This window comes from Vibrio sp. 10N.286.49.E11, from assembly GCF_041469505.1.
In the GTDB taxonomy this organism is placed as follows: Bacteria; Pseudomonadota; Gammaproteobacteria; order Enterobacterales; family Vibrionaceae; genus Vibrio; species Vibrio crassostreae_C.
This window is the reverse complement of the sequence record NZ_JBFRKQ010000052.1, coordinates 1-16,878: the sequence shown is the minus strand read 5'-3', so window position 1 is coordinate 16,878 and position 16,878 is coordinate 1. Positions and strand designations below refer to the sequence as shown.

The window sequence follows — 16,878 nt, the reverse complement described above, 5'->3', positions numbered from 1 at the left end:
GACATAAAGTCTGAACTCGGAGCCCTAATGACACGCATCTAGTGTCTGTCTATTTAAGCTTACTCGCCTGCAATCTGTAGGTGAGAGCGCTTTAGGCTAGCAATCAACATGTAGATCGTTGTAGCAAGTAGAGACGCGAACAGGTAAGTGAACAATCCTGCTTGTGAATCCATAAAGCTGTCTGCAATGATTGGTCCCGCAACAGAACCGATGCTGTAGCAAAGTAGCATGATTTGAGTCACTGACACCAAGTAGCTTGGGTCAAGGTTACGGCAACCTAAGTTAATCGCGATTGGGTATAGCGCAAATGTGGCCATGCCTAATACGAACAAGCTCATGCCTAGTACGTAGAAATCGTGATTGATAGTCAGCACACCAATGCTTGCAACCCCTAGCAGGCAGAACAAAGCCATTAATAACACTTGTCCTACGTGGTGAGATAACCAAGTCACCATCGGCTGTACAGCCATACCACCCATGATAACCAAAGCCATCAAACCACCAATGTCTTCGTGTGCAATGTTACGTTGAGCAAGTTCAACTGGCATCAAGCCGTAAATCGCACCTAGCGTTAATCCGGAAACAATGCAGCCAATTAGCGCGCTGTGGCTTAATTTGCTGATCTGCTTTAAAGACAAAGATTGCGCATCGTGGATCTGTGGTGGAGTTGCTTGTCCGTACATCAGCACAATGATCGCACCAAACAGAAGGGTGAACATTGCGATGAAAGGTACGCCACCAGTAATACCTAGGTAACCGATACCAAGCTGACCAACTGCAGAACCGCCGTACAGTGAACACATGTAGATAGCGAGACGTTTTGCGCGTTGTGACTCGTCGCCGCTCATTAGCCAAGACTCTACAATCACGAAGATACCTGCAACCGCCACACCAGCCACAAAGCGAGCTAGTAGCCATACTGCTTGGTGTGGGATCAATGGCAATACAAGGATCGTTGCGATGAACACACTCAATGCGATGACGAACGCGTCTTTGTGGCCAACACGCGCAATGGCACGTTCAATCAATAATGTACCAGCCAGTAGACCTGCATAGAATGCACTCGCCAACCAACTCGATAGATCTTTGTCTAAGCCATACTCAGACAGCATTAATGGTAATGAACTCATTAAGTAGCCTGAAGCGATCGCGTAAAAAGACAATGCAATAACAGGAACAGTTATGCGAGTTGTTGGTTGGATGTTGTCCAATGCAGGAGCCTCTGATAGTAAAAGAAACGATGAATTTTCCGCGACTATGGGGGAGAAACTGAATTGGGTAAAACAAATAAAAATGGTCGTTAAGATAAAAGAAATTTATCGACCAACTAAACTAAAATACGGTTGCGATATTTGGTGGTTTGGCGAGATTTTATGCGGGCAAAAAGTCGTTAAGCCGTTGTTCATTGGTGGTTTAATTTAGAAAAAGATTGCAGCGTGATTGTCTTTTTATGATTTGGATTGAGTGGGATTTTAAGTGTTAGACCGTTTCTTTACGGTATTGACGTGGCGAGCTTCCACTCCACTTACGAAAGGCATGACGAAAGTTAGCGCTATCAGAAAAGCCAACTCGTTCAGATATCTCTTCAATACTCATTCGAGTTGAAGAAAGGTAGTGCCGGGAAAGGTGAAAGCGAACATGGTCCAGTATCTTCTGATAGCTCGTATCCGCTGCTTTCAGGTGACGACGCAGAGTTCGAGAAGACATGCCCAGTTCTGAAGAAATGGATTCTATAGAAGGGTAACATCCTGGCCTTTCAATCAGCATCTGAGAGACTTTCTCTTTGAGGCTACTGGGTGCACTGACTTTTGCCAACATGTCATCACACGATTTTAAGCACATCTGTAAAGTGATGGGGTTGGCGGTAGGAAGAGATGAATACAAGGTGGTTGCGTCGAACTCCCATTCAAGCTGGTCACTATTGAATTCAACCGGGCAGCGGAAAATCTCTGTGTATAGATCGCCGTATTCAGGTTTTGGATAGGGGAAGCGGATCACTTGAGAAGGAAAGGGCTGCTGTAAGACCTCTTCGCACAAACTGTGTATCGCCGCGAACCAGTATTCACAACAAAAGGGCAGTAAAGAATCGAGTTCGATAAGTTGCTCTGCGCGAAAGTAACCAATGTTGTCTTCTACAGACATGGTTTTCCTGAGGACAGGGCCAGCAAGTTGCAGATACTTAAACCCGATTAAAAAGGCATCGAGTAGTGTTTCGCTGCTAAACACCGCATAACCGAGCACGCCGAAATCGCTGAACCTCGCTTGTTGGCCAACTTTAAGCCCCAATCCGTCTTCGTTGGAATTCGCTAACGCATTACTGAACACAGCAAGCTTTTGCGCCAAAGTGATGTGTGTATCGGGTGTGTTGAGTTGGAGAGCATCGATGTTACTGCCTTCGAGCAACTCTTCGATACTGAGAACAGGCGACAGGTAACGATGCAGCAACTGAAGATCCAGAATGCCGAATGCTTGCATGTCGGGTTCGTAAACTGCGGTGTATTCCATAAGCTGCCTCTTCTTGAATATCGATATCTTAACCGAACTTTTAACATTTACGCCTGTTGCTTGTTCTCACTTTCGCAAGCTTGTTCCAAATTTTGGTTTATGTGTGCAAGGTTTTATTGGGCTTACACAGGTCGTGTCCGAATATCACCGGTTTTTGTCTTTTTGAAACCTGTTCGAAATGTTATCGAAATGTTGTAATTTATTGGGCTGCACATTGGAGCGTCTCAAACATTTTGCTCAATAACGACTCTTATCTACATGACACACCAATGTGCAGGCTCGTGATGACAAGAAAGAGACTTATTACAACGATTAGAACGTCTACGGTGACCGTCACAAACAGGTCTAAGCCGCACAAGGAGATCATGGATGCACAATCTTGCTGTTAATTTGGAGCGTAGCGCTTCGCTTTTTCCAACTAAAGCCGCTCTGCGTATGGGATCGGATGAAATCAGTTTTTCTCAGTTAGAACAACTTTCTGGAAACGTGGCTGCTAACTTGAAAAGACTTGGGTTGCAGAACGGAGATAAGGTAGCGTTGTCATGCCCGAACGTGACTTACTTTCCGATAGCCTATTACGGGATTCTAAAAGCGGGTTGTGTAGTCGTGCCTTTGAACGTGCTATTCAAGGCCAGAGAGATCGCTTATCACCTTAATGACTCTAACGCGAAGGCCTATTTATGTTTTGACGGCAGTGAAGAGCTTCCAATTGGTCGCTATGGTTTACAAGGTTTTGAGCAGGCAAACCACTGTGAACACTTTGTCGAGATGCCTATCCCAACAAACACAGACACTACTTTAGAAAGTAATGGGGAGCATGAATCAATCGCTGATTGGTTGGCACAACCTTTTACTCCTTTTGAGTCTGTGGCTTGTCATGGCGATGATACCGCTGTGATCCTTTATACCTCTGGCACGACGGGTCAACCAAAAGGGGCTGAGCTTTCCCACACCAACATGCAAACCAATGCGATGTCGTCACAGTATCTAATGAGATTGGAGTACAGCGACACCACAATGGCTACACTGCCTTTATTTCATAGCTTCGGTCAGACGGTGATGATGAACGCGAGTGTGCTAACAGGGTCCACCATGGTGTTGATTCCTCGTTTTGAACCGTCATTGGTTATTGAACAGATCATTAGCCATAAAGTCAGCGTGTTTGCGGGTGTTCCTACTATGTATATCGCGCTATTAAAGGCGGGAGAAGAGTCTTCTGATAGTTTAGAAAACACAAGCAAACGCTCTGAACAGGTTAAACACAGCTTGAGGTTAGGTGTTTCTGGCGGTGCTTCTATGCCGCTTGAGGTTATACGACAGTTTGAATCTCGTTTTGAATTACCAGTCTTAGAAGGTTATGGGCTCTCGGAAACGGCGCCGGTTGCGACCTTTAATCATATTGATGGCGATCGTTTATCGGGTAGTGTCGGTCAGCCTTTATGTGGCCACCTCATCAAGATTACTGATATACAAGGCAACTCTGTCGCTATGGGTGAACTCGGCGAAGTCTGCATTAAAAGCCCAAGTGTGATGAAAGGCTATTATCAAAGGCCAGAGGCGACAGCTGAATCTATTCGTGATGGTTGGTTCTTAACGGGAGATATCGGTCGCGTCGATGAGCATGGCAATTTGTTCATTGTTGACCGTGTTAAAGACATGATTATTCGTGGTGGGTACAACGTTTATCCACGTGAAGTCGAAGAAGTGTTGATGTGTCACCCCGATGTCGAAATGGTCGCGGTGGTAGGCGAGCATCATGAACATTTAGGCGAGGAGATCCACGCGCATGTGGTTCTTCACGAACATACGCAATGTGATAGTGCCGCCTTGATAGCATGGTGTCGTGAGCAACTCGCCGACTACAAATACCCGCGTAAGGTATTCATTCGTAAAGCCTTACCCATGACAGCAACCGGAAAAATCTTGAAGCGTGAGTTACACCCACTAGAAATAGCGGAGATGGCAAATGGATAGTTATGATTTTATTATTGTTGGCGGTGGTTCAGCTGGGTGTGTGATGGCTTCTCGGCTGTCGGAAGATCCTGATGTGACGGTTTGCTTGTTAGAAGCGGGTGGTAAAGACACCAGCCCATTCATTCACACACCCGTTGGCGTGGTGGCGATGATGCCAACCAAACTCAATAATTGGGCATTCGAAACGGTTGAACAGCCGGGTTTGAACGGTCGTAAAGGCTATCAGCCTAGAGGTAAGACACTTGGCGGTTCTAGCTCTATCAATGCCATGATGTACGCTCGTGGACATCGCTATGACTACGATAGATGGGAAAGCTTGGGCAATGCTGGCTGGAACTATGAATCCTGTTTGCCTTACTTTAAGAAAGCAGAAAACAACGAAGTCCACCAAGATGAGTTCCATGGCCAAGGTGGTCCTCTTAATGTGGCCAATCTTAGATCGCCAAGCCCTATGTTGGAACGTTATTTAACGGCGTGTGAATCGATAGGTGTCCCTCGCAATGAGGATATTAACGGCGCTGCTCAGTTTGGGGCGATGCCGACGCAGGTAACACAGCTGAATGGTGAACGATGCAGTGCTGCCAAGGCTTACTTAACGCCAAACCTTTCACGATCGAATCTCACGGTCGTGACTAAAGCCACCACACATAAGGTTTTGTTTGAAGGCAAGAAGGCGATTGGGGTTGAATATGGTTCTAGCGGAAAGCGTTATCAGATACGATGCAACAAAGAAGTGATTCTTTCCGCTGGCGCGTTTGGTTCTCCCCAATTGCTGTTACTGTCTGGTGTCGGTGCTCAAACTGAACTAGAGACACATGGAATCGAACAGGTTCATGAATTACCTGGAGTGGGCAAGAACCTTCAAGATCATATCGACTTAGTACATTCGTATAAATGCAGTGAAAAGCGTGAAACTTTTGGTATCTCGCTGCAAATGGCCTCTGAAATGACCAAAGCCTTACCACTATGGCGCAAAGAACGCCGCGGTAAAATGAGCAGTAATTTTGCAGAGGGAATAGGCTTTCTCTGTTCCGAAGATCATATCGCTGTACCGGATTTAGAGTTTGTATTTGTGGTCGCTGTTGTAGATGACCATGCTAGAAAAATTCATACCAGTCATGGCTTTACCTCTCATGTCACCTTATTGCGACCGAAGAGCTACGGCACCGTAACGCTCAATAGTAATGATCCCTATGATCCGCCTAAGATCGATCCTGCGTTTTTCAGTCATCCTGAAGACATGGAGATCATGATTAAAGGCTGGAAGAAGCAGTATCAAATGTTAGAAAGTTCTGCATTCGATGATATACGTGGCAATGCTTTCTACCTTGTGGACGCCAGTGATGACAAGGCTATCGAGCAAGATATTCGCAATCGTGCAGACACTCAGTATCACCCGGTGGGGACCTGTAAAATGGGACCTAGTAGCGATTCTTTAGCTGTGGTAGATAAAGATCTCAAAGTTTATGGATTGGATAATTTGAGAGTCATTGATGCTTCTGTGATGCCGACACTGATTGGGGCAAACACCAATGCGCCAACCATTATGATTGCCGAGAAAGTCGCAGACCAGATCAAACAGCAATACGGGTTTGGCAAGCAAGAAGCTGGCATTCAAGCGAAAGGCGAAGCTGTAGTTTGATTCAAGGAATTAAGTGATAACTATAAATAAAACAGTAGGTTAGAGAGTCTTGGTTTGGTAAGGCTCTCTAACCTATTTTTGTGTGCTTACTTAGAATTAAGTAAAACTAAATCAATAGTTTAACCAATAGTTTAACCAATAGTTTAAATAATAGTTTAAATAATAGTTTAAATAATAGTGTTACTTGGTTAGTGCTTGATTAAGCCACTGATCAAATTGACCTTTTGGCAGTGCACCGTTAATCGTATCGACACGTTTACCGTCTTTAAACACCATCACGGTCGGAATGCTTCTGATTTGATACATTGCCGCGAGCTGCTGCTGAGCTTCAGTATCAATCTTAACGAATCGAACATCTCCAGAGCGTTCTTTTGCAACGTCGCTGAACACGGGCGCGAAGCCCACACATGGGTTACACCATGTTGCCCAGAAATCGACAACTACAGGTTGTGAACTGTTCAAGATAGATTGGAAATTAAGTGACGTTCCCTCGATAGGAGCGCCATCGAGCAGTGCTGTTTTGCACTTACCACAAGTTGGGCTTTCTGAAATTCTTTCTGAAGGAACTCGGTTTACGCCATTACAAGAAGGGCAGCGTGTGTTGAATGTAGACATAACTTTCTCTTTTTATTGCAACTCCGTGGCTAACGCGATTTACGAATCACGCACAGAGCGCTTATACTGTTTAAAACAAGAATACGATACTTAAATAAAAACAAACAATAAACAGGTAAATGATGACAAAATTTTACGCCGAAATTACTGGCTGGGGAAAGTGTCTGCCACCAGCCGTGCTGTCCAATGATGATTTAAGCACTTTCATTGATACGTCTGACGAGTGGATTCGTACTCGAACTGGTATCGAAAACCGTCGTATCAGTCATGTAAATACCTCTGAGCTAGCGACTGTTGCTGCTCAACACGCAATGGCGTGCGCTGGCCTTACTGCCGAAGATATCGATCTCGTGATCATCGCAACGTGCAGCCCTGATTCTCTTATTCCAAATACTGCGTCTAAGGTTCAACAGAACCTAGGTATCAAGAGCGCAGCGGCTTTTGACCTTAACGCAGCATGTACAGGCTTCATTTACGGTGTTGAAACCGCAACTCGATTGATTCAAGCGGGCAACTACCGCAATGCAATCGTTGTGGGCGCAGAACGTCTTTCATTCTTCATCGACTGGACCAAGCGTGATACGGCGGTTCTTTTCGGTGACGGTGCTGGCGCTGTGGTTCTATCACGTACTGAAGAGCAAGTGGGTCTGCAAGAAGCTCAAATAGGTTGTGACGCAGAGGGCCGTGACATTCTAGCAGTACCAAAATTCGGTACTTCTATGGACCGCTTTGCTGCTGATAACGGCTACTGGGATTTTGATTTCGTAGGCAAAGAGATCTTCAAGCGTGCAGTAAAAGGCATGGGCGCTGCAGCACATACAGTATTGAGCCGCACTGGCATCTCAACTGAAAACATCGATGTTGTGATTCCGCATCAAGCGAACATCCGAATCATTCAAACTTTGTGTGATATGGCGGGTATTGAGCGCGAGAAAGCGTTCGTGAACATCCAAAACTACGGCAACACATCTGCTGCTACTGTGCCAATTGCACTGTGTGAATCGCTAGAGCAAGGCTTCGTTAAGCCTAACGACAACATTCTTGTTGCAGCATTTGGTGCGGGTTTAACTTGGGGTGCTGGCCACATTAAGTGGGGCAGCCGCGTTGAACCACTAGGTCAATCGGATGCTAAGCTTCCAGAAGCTGATAAATCGGCTTTAGAGCTTCTAGAAAGAGCCATTTTACACTGTAAAACGCGTCCTAATTCTGAGAGCGAGTAGCTGCATGACTCAAGTTCGTTTTATGACAGAAGCTGACCTCGATGGGGCGGCTTTGGTTCATCAATCTGCCTTTGTTCGACAGAAAAACTCACGCGATTGGTTACAATGTAACTTAAACGCTTCACCACGCTTTCTTAACTTTGTTGTTGAAAGCGAAGGTGAAGTTGTTGGCTACATTATTTGGGTGCAGAAAAGCGGGTTTAGACCTGAAGCTGTTTTAGAACTAGAGCAACTTGCCGTGTTAACAACTGCACAGGGAAAAGGTTTGGGTAAAAAGCTGATTCTTGACTCCTTGCCGCAAGTGAAACAGAAGCTAGCAGAGCAAGACTCGACGCTAAAACATGTTCTAGTGACGACCAGAGCGGATAACTTTGCACAAAAGCTCTATCAGTCGACATTAGGCGCTCAAGTCGAAACTACGATTTCAAACCTGTACTCTGCTGATGAAGTGCTTATGATAGCTCGCAATGTAGGTGAGCGAATCTGATCGCCGAGTGATTAAAACTCATTATAATCAGCGATATAAGTCGACCACGATCGGTAAACGTTTTATTAGGGGCTAAGTTAGTCCCTTTTGTTATTTCTTAGGAAGTGTTTTGAAGAAAATTTTAGCAATTGGCTACGTTTGGCCAGAACCGAATTCATCGGCGGCTGGCAGCCACATGATGTCTCTTTTACGCCTATTTAAGAGACAAGGTTGGTCAGTTGAATTTGCAACACCCGCTCAAGAAACCGAGCACATGATTGATCTCTCTGAAGAGGGCATTACAAGCCAATCTATACAGTTAAATTGCGATAGCTTTGACGATTATATTGAAGAGCTGCAGCCCGATGTCGTGATGTTTGACCGTTTTATGATGGAAGAACAGTTTGGTTGGCGTGTTGAGAAGGTATGTCCGAATGCGTTTAAGCTGTTGGATACCGAAGACTTGCAGTTCCTACGTAACGCGCGCCATGAAGCCGTTAAGAAAGAGACTGAACTGACCAAAGCGCATTTGTACAGTGACTTGGCTAAACGTGAAATTGCTGCGATTCTGCGCTGTGATCTTTCGTTGATCATTTCAAGCTACGAGATGGAACTGCTTCAATCCGAGTTCAATATCGATCCCAAACTGCTTCACCATCTACCTTTCATGGTTGATCTTAATACGCTTCCTGAAAGCACGAAAAGCTTTGAAGAACGTAAGCATTTCATGACGATAGGTAACTTTAGACACGCACCGAACTGGGATGCCGTGCTTCAGTTACAGAAGATTTGGCCGAAGATTCGCAAACAGCTGCCTGACACTGAACTTCATATTTATGGATCGTATCCGCCACCAAAAGCGACCGCATTACACAACCCTAAAACCGGTTTCCATATCAAAGGTTGGGCGAAAGATGCTCAAGAAGTGATGGAGCAGGCACGTGTGTGTGTCGCTCCACTACGTTTTGGTGCGGGCATTAAAGGTAAGTTGCTTGATGCAATGAAGCTTCAAACTCCAAACGTGACTAGTGAAATTGGTAGTGAAGGCATGTTGCCGAAAGGTGAGTTGCAATGGCCGGGCGCGGTAGCAGACGATATCGACGCGTTTGTTGAACAAACAGTTGCTCTTTATAAAGATGAAGAGAAGTGGCTCAAGGCTCAAAGCCAGTGTCATTCAATTCTTGAAGCGCACTACGAACAGAACCAACTGGGCGACAAATTGATCGAGCGATTGATTGCGCTAGAGTCTGAGCTTGAGTCTCACCGGCTGGATAACTTCTTTGGCTCTATGCTGAAGCACCACAGCATGGCGAGCACTAAGTACATGTCGCAGTGGATTGCTGAGAAGAACAAGATCAAATAGCTGTTCTTTACCAAAGACAGAATAAATCTTAAGCCCTTAGGTTAACGCCTAGGGGCTTTTTTCATGGTTGAAGCTTCTTGGTTTTTGGCTTTAGACACTAGACTTGCAAACCGAAACATAGTGCCATTACATTAGCATTGACTAATTTATATTTATTAGTAAACTCTAATTTAACTTGTGGTGAGTTAAATTAGAGTTTGTGGATAGGAGAGGTCAGTGATTAGTTTTATACCTTGGGATGCGTTTTTCGGCGGCATGCTGCTAGGCGCATCGGCAATTATTCTGATGTTGGGCATCGGGCGAGTAGCAGGAATCAGTGGAATCGTTAGTCGCTTATTACCGTCTAGAAAGAATAAAAGCTTAGAATCAGGATCTGAATCTAGCTCGGACACGCGTATTGAGAAAACCGAGAAACATTGGCGACTTGCCTTTGTTGTCGGAATGGTTGTGAGCGGTTGGTTGTTGATTCCGACTGGTTATCAACTTCCTCAGTTAGAAGAGATTAACTTCGCAGTGGTTATCATAGCCGGACTATTGGTGGGCTTCGGCACTAAGGTCGCGAATGGCTGTACAAGTGGCCATGGCATTGTGGGAATGGCTCGCTTGTCGAAACGTTCAATTGTCGCCACTTGTGTGTTTATGGGTGTGGCAATGGCAACTGTGTTGGTTAAGAATATGATTGGTTTGGGGGCGTAATGAAAAACTCTTCGTTTACTATCGTTATTGGCTTGCTCGCAGGTCTTCTTTTCGGCTCTGGTATGATCATTTCAGGCATGGTTGATCCAAACAAAGTACTTGGCTTTTTAGACATTACTGGCGACTGGGATACCAGCTTGGCATTCGTGATGGGTGGCGCGTTATTGGTCTTCGCACCGTTTTATCACTTAGTCATAAAAAAGCGCGTTCAAGCCATCAATGGCGAGTCGTTAGACAGCCGTAACAACCCGATAATCGACAGAAAGCTGATTCTAGGTTCAACTGCCTTTGGTTTAGGCTGGGGGATTGCAGGCTTTTGCCCGGGCCCAGCAGTAACCAGCCTTAGTGGCGGCAACCCAACGGTGTGGTTGTTCGTCTTAAGTATGCTGGTGGGAATGTGGCTGGCGGGACGAGCGAATAAAACCTGTTAGTAGAAAGCTTAACGCTGATTAAAGTGGCTTTGACGTCATTCGTTCTGAGCTGACCAAGTCTAGAGGTTGACTCGCTTTCAGAAAAAAGCCAGTCACCTCTTTTTTATATCTATCTGATAGTCGTTGAAACTGGACAATGGTCGCTAAGTTTGTAATCAAGCACATCTTGCGTTTCAAATACCACCTGTTTCGCAGAAGATACATTTAGTGACTTACTCACCACAATATGATCAATGACAGAACGGAATTGGTGCGTGCGATGGTTATTGCGGTTAGAGCGCACCTTACAATCTGCACGGGTCTTTCGTGTCGCTAACTGCGCATCAGTATATTGTGATAACTCTTTCCACATCCAATCTCGTGAGTAAGCGAGGTTATGGTTAAAGTCGCCAAGAATGGCGTAGTCTTCGTTATTGCGCTCTCTTTGCTTTATCCACTTGTTCAGTTGCTGAGCTTGCTCTTTTAAACGAGAGCAATCGCGGTTGGACTTATACGCTCCGCTACAACCTGCCTTTAAATGCACAGACAACATGTGAATGGGTTTAAAGTTTGTTTCTACAACGATATAGCTGGCAAACCTAAGTTTACTGTTGGATGTGGTTTCAAGCGGAAAGTCAGCGTAGTCGGTGAGGGCTACTCCTTTACGAACTGCAAATCCCGTGTATTGGTTCACTTCTTTAAATTGGCGGTTGCTGTTCTTAGATAGTGCCCGGTCAGACATCAATATCTTGTATTGATCACCAGCCACACGCTGAATGGCATTTACGTTATCGACTTCTTGAAACGCAACCACGTCTGCGTCTAAGGATTGAAAATAAGTTGCGAGTTTGTCGAAATCAGCTTGATCACGTTTGTCAGAAAACTTATTCACAGCCTCGTTGGTTGATAACCATTCGATATTCCAACTGGATATGGTCAAAGGTTCAGCAAATGTCTGGCTACTGAGTAAGCAGCCTAACATTATCCAGTTTTGAAGTCGTTTCATGCCAAATATCCCTAATTTTGTCTGCCAATATTGATGAGCCGTTATCCTACAACACTTACCAAAAATTCAACTCTTTTTAGGAGTTTTTTTATTGTTACATTGTTTCTTTTCGACTTGAGAACTAGCGTAATAATATTGAATTGATCTTAGTCAGCGTTCTCTTTTTATTGATCCAAATCAATACTCAAAGTTGGTGGTTCTCGTTAAATACGCCACAATATCTAGTGTTAGTTAAACGATAAATCGCTCTATATAGTGTGTTTGTGGATAAGTCTGTGAATACCTCAAGAGTAAGGAGAAGTGGTGAAATCAATCGTAATCAAGCGTGATGGCTCAAGAGCTCCATTCAGTAGAGATCGCATCCAAGCTGCAGTGGAAGCAGCATCAGACAAAGCCGATAAGGAAATTGCTATTTATGCACTGAATGTGGCATTAGCAGTTGAGTTGAAGCTCGAAGACTACGATGAAGTTCATATCTCTGAAATTCAAACCATGGTCGAGAACGAGCTAATGCAGGGACCATACAAGTCTCTGGCTCGTGCCTACATTGAATATCGTCATGACCGCGACATCGCCCGTGAGAAGCAAAGCGCTTTAACTCGTGAGATCGAAGGTTTGATCGAAGAAAGCAACGTTGATCTAATCAATGAAAACGCGAACAAAGATGGCAAAGTAATCCCAACTCAGCGTGACCTGCTGGCGGGTATCGTGGCTAAACACTATGCGAAAACTCACATTTTGCCACGTGATATCGTACATGCTCACGAATGTGGTGATATTCACTACCACGATCTAGACTACGCACCGTTCTTCCCAATGTTTAACTGCATGCTTATCGATCTGAAAGGCATGTTAACGCATGGCTTCAAGATGGGTAACGCGGAAATCGACACACCTAAGTCTATTTCTACGGCGACAGCGGTAACCGCGCAGATCATCGCGCAAGTGGCGAGTCACATCTACGGCGGCACAACGATTAACCGCATCGATGAGGTTCTTGAACCTTACGTTATGGCGAGCTACGAGAAGCACTTATCGCTAGCGAAAGAGTGGGACATTCATAGCCCAGAAGCTTTTGCTATCTCTCGCACAGAGAAAGAGTGTTACGACGCGTTCCAATCTCTGGAGTACGAAGTAAACACGCTGCACACCGCTAATGGTCAAACACCATTCGTGACGTTTGGTTTTGGTTTAGGTGAAAGCTGGGGCTCGAAATTGATTCAGCAATCAATCTTGAAAAACCGCATTGCAGGTTTGGGTAAGAACCGTAAAACAGCCGTGTTCCCTAAACTGGTATTTGCGATCAAAGATGGTTTGAACCACCAGAAGCAAGATCCAAACTACGACATCAAGCAATTAGCGCTAGAGTGTGCGTCTAAGCGTATGTACCCAGACATTCTTAACTACGACAAAGTAGTAGAAGTGACAGGGTCATTTAAAACTCCTATGGGTTGTCGTAGCTTCTTGAATACTTACGAAGAAAATGGTGAGTTGATTCACGAAGGCCGTAACAACTTAGGTGTTGTTAGCTTGAACTTGCCACGTATTGCGATTAACGCAAAACAAGATATGGCTAAGTTCTACGAACTGCTTGATGATAAACTCAAGCTGGCTCGTCGTGCATTAGAAACTCGTATTTCTCGTCTAGAAAACGTGAAAGCACGTGTTGCTCCAATCCTATACATGGAAGGTGCATGTGGCGTTCGCTTGAAAGCAGACGACTCTATCGCTGATATCTTTAAGAACGGCCGTGCTTCTGTTTCTCTTGGTTACATTGGTATCCACGAAGCAATGACTGCGCTTTACGGTACTGACGTTCACCTGTACGACGATGGCGAAATGCGTGCTAAAGCGCTTGAGCTGGTGGAGTACATGAAGCGTGAAGTGGAATCTTGGACGAAAGAGACAGGTTACGCATTCAGCCTATACGGCACACCAAGTGAAAACCTATGTAGCCGTTTCTGCAGCATCGACACCAAAGAGTTTGGTGTGATTGATGGCGTAACAGACCGTGGTTACTACACCAACAGCTTCCACTTAGATGTGCAGAAGACAGTGAACCCATACGACAAGATCGATTTCGAGATGCCTTATCCTGAAATTTCTAGCGGTGGTTTTATCTGTTACGGCGAATTCCCGAACATGCAGAAGAACATCGAAGCACTAGAAAACGTATGGGATTACAGCTACACACGTGTTCCTTACTACGGCACTAACACACCGATTGATGAGTGTTACGAATGTGGTTACAACGGTGAGTTCGACTGTACAAGTAAGGGCTTTACGTGTCCTAAATGTGGCAACCATGACTCAACCAAAGTATCGGTGACGCGCCGTGTTTGTGGTTACCTTGGTAGCCCAGATGCACGACCATTTAACTTCGGTAAGCAAGAAGAAGTTAAACGCCGCGTGAAGCATCTTTAGTAAGCTCTAAGATTATTAGCTAGCTTACTTAGAAGAGCTACGTTTCAAGAAATATGTTTGGTATCGGCGCTATGTCGATACCAATTCATTTGTTTCAACTCTCGCTACTTTTCGAGTTAAACCATTAAGCCATCACGAGTTTTCAATACTGCCTTATGAATTATCACCAATATCACCCAATCGACGTTGTAAATGGCCCTGGAACACGCTGCACTTTGTTTGTGTCGGGTTGTGTACACCAGTGTCGCGGGTGTTATAACCAATCAACGCAAAGGTTGGACTCCGGGCATTTGTTTACTCAAGAACTGCAAGACCACATTATCGCTGATCTCAATGATCCGCGAATTAAGCGTCGTGGCTTGTCACTTTCTGGTGGTGATCCTTTGCATCCTGCAAACGTATCTGAAGTGCTTAAGCTTGTTCAACGCGTAAAAGCAGAATGTGAAGGCAAAGACATCTGGATGTGGACGGGTTACGAGCTCGATGAGCTTGATGAAAAGCAAAAGCAAGTACTTGAATACGTAGATACTTTGATTGATGGTCGTTTTGAACAAGATAAAGCGGATCCAATGTTGGATTGGCGTGGTAGTTCAAACCAAATCATCCATCGATTTACCGACTTATAAGCTTGTTCTAATTCAGGACTCTTGTAAAAGGAATAGAAACAGGAAAAAGGGCATCATCGTTAGCGCAATGCTACAAATCAGCCCTTGGGTGTGAGTTCTTTTGATTCTATCGCCTGCACGTCAGTGTCGGTTTGGCGCTTGCTTAAATAGGAATGTGCTCAGGCTCGTCGATTAGGTTGTTTATCCATTTCTTGGATTGAATCCTATGACTGGTCAGAATTATTTTGGCGAGCTCTTCCAGCAGTACAATCATCAAAACCCATTCTAGCGGCCAACCCAACACCAGCGCAGTAAAGTAGGCAAGGGGGATACCGATTGCCCATTGGCCAAACAAGTCGATGAATATACTGTAGTTGATGTCTCCACCACTTTTCAGCACGCCACCAATACCAACCATATTGAAGACTCTTAGTATCATGCCGAGTGCCATGACTAAGGTGACGTTAACGGCCGTGTCTTTAAGCTCTAAGTGAGTAAGGCCGATCATGTATACGATCGCGGGTTTAGCAAACCAACACACCAAGGCTAATATAGCCGCAAGCCCACAGCTGACCAATACATAACCCCATGCGGTGTTCTCAACACGTTGATAGTTCTTCGCGCCGATCTCGTTGCCTAGAATGATCGAAGCGGCGACCGCAAACCCCATGAACGCCGAGATCAAGATACTTTCTACTGGCGATAACAGCGAAATGATCGCAAGCTCTCCAACACCCATTTGCCCAACTATCACGTTATAAATAAGAATCCCGCCCGCCCATGCTGTGTCATGAACCAACATAGGTATTGCTATCGTGAAGTACTTCTTTCTATGCTTCGGTAATATCGCTTCTCGCCAATTACTTAATGTCGGGAATAGATGCGCGTAGTGTTTCTTCGCCATGATAAGCAGCGCTATCGTCTGAAAGAATCGAGACACCGTGGTGCCAATAGCCGCACCAACTACGCCCAGTTCTGGAAATCCAAACAAACCAAAGATCAGCAATGCATTGAGAATCGCATTAACGATGATTGCCCCAATACTGATCTTGGTGGGTAGCTTGGCTTCGCCGACCGATCGCAGTGCGCTTTCTAAGGGCACTACGATCGCGGTACCAAAAAGGCTGGCTCCTGTTATCCAAAGGTAATCCGTTGCCAAGCGGACGTAATCAGGGTCTGAGGCCACCACAGACACGACTGATTCAGGAGCCAATGTATAAATCAACACAAAGGGGATGATGGTAAAGACAGACAATGCCCATGACTGTGCTAATGTGCGTCTAATTCCGTTGAAATCTCCCGCACCGAAATATTGCGAAGCTAGCACACTGACAGCGCCGCTAATCCCGGATACCATGATCAAGTTGAAGAAAAATATGCGGTTACCCACACCAACCGCCGCAGTTGCAGAGTCACCCAGTTGGTTAACCATAAAAATATCGACCACGCCGAGTAATGAAAACAACATGGTTTGTAGCGATACAGGCAAACCGATGTGTAAAAGCTTTTGCCAAAAATCTTTGTCTAGATGAAGATATGTCGAGCGCATCGCATTTCCCCTGTGGTTAATATGCGAGAAGTTTATCGGCATTTGTTTAGGCTGTATTGTTCAGGTTCATCACAAACTTTTGCCAAACTATCTATTTTCAAAAGCTGTCTATTTGTCAAAACGATCTGTTTTCAAAATCATCTATTCCAAAACTATCGAATGACTAAAGTGGCGATTTAATTGCAGGCAAACCTAATGAGCGACCAGTGAAATGAGTGAGAAACACGAACGGTACGAGATCTCTGATCAGACACACCAAGAGTTTGTCGATCAAAGCCATGTATTGGCATTCGAAGAATTGGGTATCGTTCAGTGTGGGACGGCGTCGTGCCGAGATTTCTTTTCTGTCCATCGGAAGAATCCACAGAAACACATGCTGCTTTACATGATGTATGGAATCCAC

The 16,878-nt window shown here is 45.1% G+C and carries 15 protein-coding genes and 1 pseudogene; 11 read left to right on the top strand and 5 right to left on the bottom strand.

Annotated elements, in window-relative coordinates; genetic code table 11:
* Positions 1–59: 59 nt before the first annotated feature.
* Positions 60–1,211 carry an MFS transporter gene (locus AB4167_RS11775; protein WP_102320790.1) on the bottom strand — a complete coding sequence of 384 codons (1,152 nt, stop codon included), beginning with the start codon at positions 1,209–1,211 and terminating at the stop codon, positions 60–62.
* On the opposite strand from AB4167_RS11775, the gene AB4167_RS11770 reads away from it, so the two are divergent.
* The gene (locus tag AB4167_RS11770; RefSeq protein WP_017060129.1) at positions 1,183–1,422 is read left to right on the top strand and encodes a hypothetical protein; all 240 of its coding nucleotides are present in this window, start codon (positions 1,183–1,185) and stop codon (positions 1,420–1,422) included. The genes AB4167_RS11775 and AB4167_RS11770 overlap by 29 nt on opposite strands.
* Positions 1,423–1,479: 57 nt before the next feature.
* Here AB4167_RS11770 and AB4167_RS11765 read toward each other — a convergent pair whose 3' ends face one another.
* The gene (locus tag AB4167_RS11765) at positions 1,480–2,505 is read right to left on the bottom strand and encodes an AraC family transcriptional regulator (protein ID WP_102394369.1); all 1,026 of its coding nucleotides are present in this window, start codon (positions 2,503–2,505) and stop codon (positions 1,480–1,482) included.
* Positions 2,506–2,874: 369 nt separating this feature from the next.
* Here AB4167_RS11765 and AB4167_RS11760 point away from each other — a divergent pair, with 369 nt between their 5' ends.
* Together AB4167_RS11760 and AB4167_RS11755 are read left to right on the top strand one after the other, a co-directional pair.
* Positions 2,875–4,479: a long-chain fatty acid--CoA ligase gene (locus AB4167_RS11760; protein WP_065584942.1), complete on the top strand. Its 1,605-nt coding sequence runs from the start codon at positions 2,875–2,877 to the stop codon at positions 4,477–4,479.
* Entirely contained in the window at positions 4,472–6,121 is a 1,650-nt protein-coding gene (locus AB4167_RS11755) for a GMC family oxidoreductase (protein ID WP_372136564.1), read from the top strand. Before AB4167_RS11760 ends, AB4167_RS11755 begins: the two co-directional genes overlap by 8 nt.
* A 180-nt stretch (positions 6,122–6,301) precedes the next feature.
* Here AB4167_RS11755 and trxC read toward each other — a convergent pair whose 3' ends face one another.
* A complete protein-coding gene (trxC, locus tag AB4167_RS11750; protein WP_004731082.1) occupies positions 6,302–6,736 on the bottom strand; it encodes a thioredoxin TrxC in 435 nt (144 codons plus the stop codon).
* Between the two features lie 122 nt (positions 6,737–6,858).
* Here trxC and AB4167_RS11745 point away from each other — a divergent pair, with 122 nt between their 5' ends.
* From AB4167_RS11745 to AB4167_RS11725, 5 genes are all read left to right on the top strand, one after another.
* Complete coding sequence (locus AB4167_RS11745; protein ID WP_248642501.1) at positions 6,859–7,956, top strand: ketoacyl-ACP synthase III; 1,098 nt, start codon at positions 6,859–6,861, stop codon at positions 7,954–7,956.
* Between the two features lie 22 nt (positions 7,957–7,978).
* Positions 7,979–8,443 carry a GNAT family N-acetyltransferase gene (locus AB4167_RS11740; protein WP_372136576.1) on the top strand — a complete coding sequence of 155 codons (465 nt, stop codon included), beginning with the start codon at positions 7,979–7,981 and terminating at the stop codon, positions 8,441–8,443.
* 109 nt (positions 8,444–8,552) lie between these two features.
* Complete coding sequence (locus tag AB4167_RS11735) at positions 8,553–9,785, top strand: glycosyltransferase family 4 protein (RefSeq protein ID WP_372136563.1); 1,233 nt, start codon at positions 8,553–8,555, stop codon at positions 9,783–9,785.
* 219 nt (positions 9,786–10,004) lie between these two features.
* Positions 10,005–10,481, top strand: a complete 477-nt coding sequence (locus AB4167_RS11730; protein ID WP_372136575.1) for a YeeE/YedE family protein — start codon at positions 10,005–10,007, stop codon at positions 10,479–10,481.
* On the top strand, positions 10,481–10,912 hold the full coding sequence (locus AB4167_RS11725; RefSeq protein ID WP_372136562.1) for a DUF6691 family protein: 432 nt from the start codon (positions 10,481–10,483) through the stop codon (positions 10,910–10,912). The genes AB4167_RS11730 and AB4167_RS11725 overlap by 1 nt, the downstream gene beginning before the upstream one ends.
* Before the next feature lie 109 nt (positions 10,913–11,021).
* Here the strand turns inward: AB4167_RS11725 and AB4167_RS11720 are convergent, their stop codons facing one another.
* Positions 11,022–11,897, bottom strand: a complete 876-nt coding sequence (locus tag AB4167_RS11720) for an endonuclease/exonuclease/phosphatase family protein (RefSeq protein WP_372136561.1) — start codon at positions 11,895–11,897, stop codon at positions 11,022–11,024.
* 303 nt (positions 11,898–12,200) lie between these two features.
* Between AB4167_RS11720 and nrdD the strand changes: the two genes are divergently transcribed.
* Together nrdD and nrdG are read left to right on the top strand one after the other, a co-directional pair.
* On the top strand, positions 12,201–14,321 hold the full coding sequence (gene nrdD, locus AB4167_RS11715) for an anaerobic ribonucleoside-triphosphate reductase (RefSeq protein WP_102394372.1): 2,121 nt from the start codon (positions 12,201–12,203) through the stop codon (positions 14,319–14,321).
* Between the two features lie 155 nt (positions 14,322–14,476).
* Positions 14,477–14,947, top strand: coding sequence for an anaerobic ribonucleoside-triphosphate reductase-activating protein (nrdG, locus tag AB4167_RS11710; protein ID WP_017058260.1), 471 nt, complete (start codon positions 14,477–14,479; stop codon positions 14,945–14,947).
* A 142-nt stretch (positions 14,948–15,089) separates the two neighbouring features.
* Here nrdG and AB4167_RS11705 read toward each other — a convergent pair whose 3' ends face one another.
* The gene (locus tag AB4167_RS11705; RefSeq protein ID WP_102394373.1) at positions 15,090–16,517 is read right to left on the bottom strand and encodes an MATE family efflux transporter; all 1,428 of its coding nucleotides are present in this window, start codon (positions 16,515–16,517) and stop codon (positions 15,090–15,092) included.
* A 169-nt stretch (positions 16,518–16,686) separates the two neighbouring features.
* Between AB4167_RS11705 and AB4167_RS11700 the strand changes: the two are divergent.
* Positions 16,687–16,878: pseudogene (locus AB4167_RS11700) on the top strand (AraC family transcriptional regulator); the annotation flags it as partial.

Bases quoted from the DNA above. Each gene is read 5' to 3' on its own strand.
- AB4167_RS11720 (WP_372136561.1), bottom strand. From the start codon at position 11,897: ATGAAACGACTTCAAAACTGGATAATGTTAGGCTGCTTACTCAGTAGC.
- AB4167_RS11725 (WP_372136562.1), top strand. From the start codon at position 10,481: ATGAAAAACTCTTCGTTTACTATCGTTATTGGCTTGCTCGCAGGTCTT.
- trxC (WP_004731082.1), bottom strand. From the start codon at position 6,736: ATGTCTACATTCAACACACGCTGCCCTTCTTGTAATGGCGTAAACCGA.
- AB4167_RS11745 (WP_248642501.1), top strand. From the start codon at position 6,859: ATGACAAAATTTTACGCCGAAATTACTGGCTGGGGAAAGTGTCTGCCA.
- nrdG (WP_017058260.1), top strand. From the start codon at position 14,477: ATGAATTATCACCAATATCACCCAATCGACGTTGTAAATGGCCCTGGA.
- AB4167_RS11740 (WP_372136576.1), top strand. From the start codon at position 7,979: ATGACAGAAGCTGACCTCGATGGGGCGGCTTTGGTTCATCAATCTGCC.
- AB4167_RS11765 (WP_102394369.1), bottom strand. From the start codon at position 2,505: ATGGAATACACCGCAGTTTACGAACCCGACATGCAAGCATTCGGCATT.
- AB4167_RS11760 (WP_065584942.1), top strand. From the start codon at position 2,875: ATGCACAATCTTGCTGTTAATTTGGAGCGTAGCGCTTCGCTTTTTCCA.
- AB4167_RS11755 (WP_372136564.1), top strand. From the start codon at position 4,472: ATGGATAGTTATGATTTTATTATTGTTGGCGGTGGTTCAGCTGGGTGT.
- AB4167_RS11770 (WP_017060129.1), top strand. From the start codon at position 1,183: ATGCGAGTTGTTGGTTGGATGTTGTCCAATGCAGGAGCCTCTGATAGT.
- AB4167_RS11705 (WP_102394373.1), bottom strand. From the start codon at position 16,517: ATGCCGATAAACTTCTCGCATATTAACCACAGGGGAAATGCGATGCGC.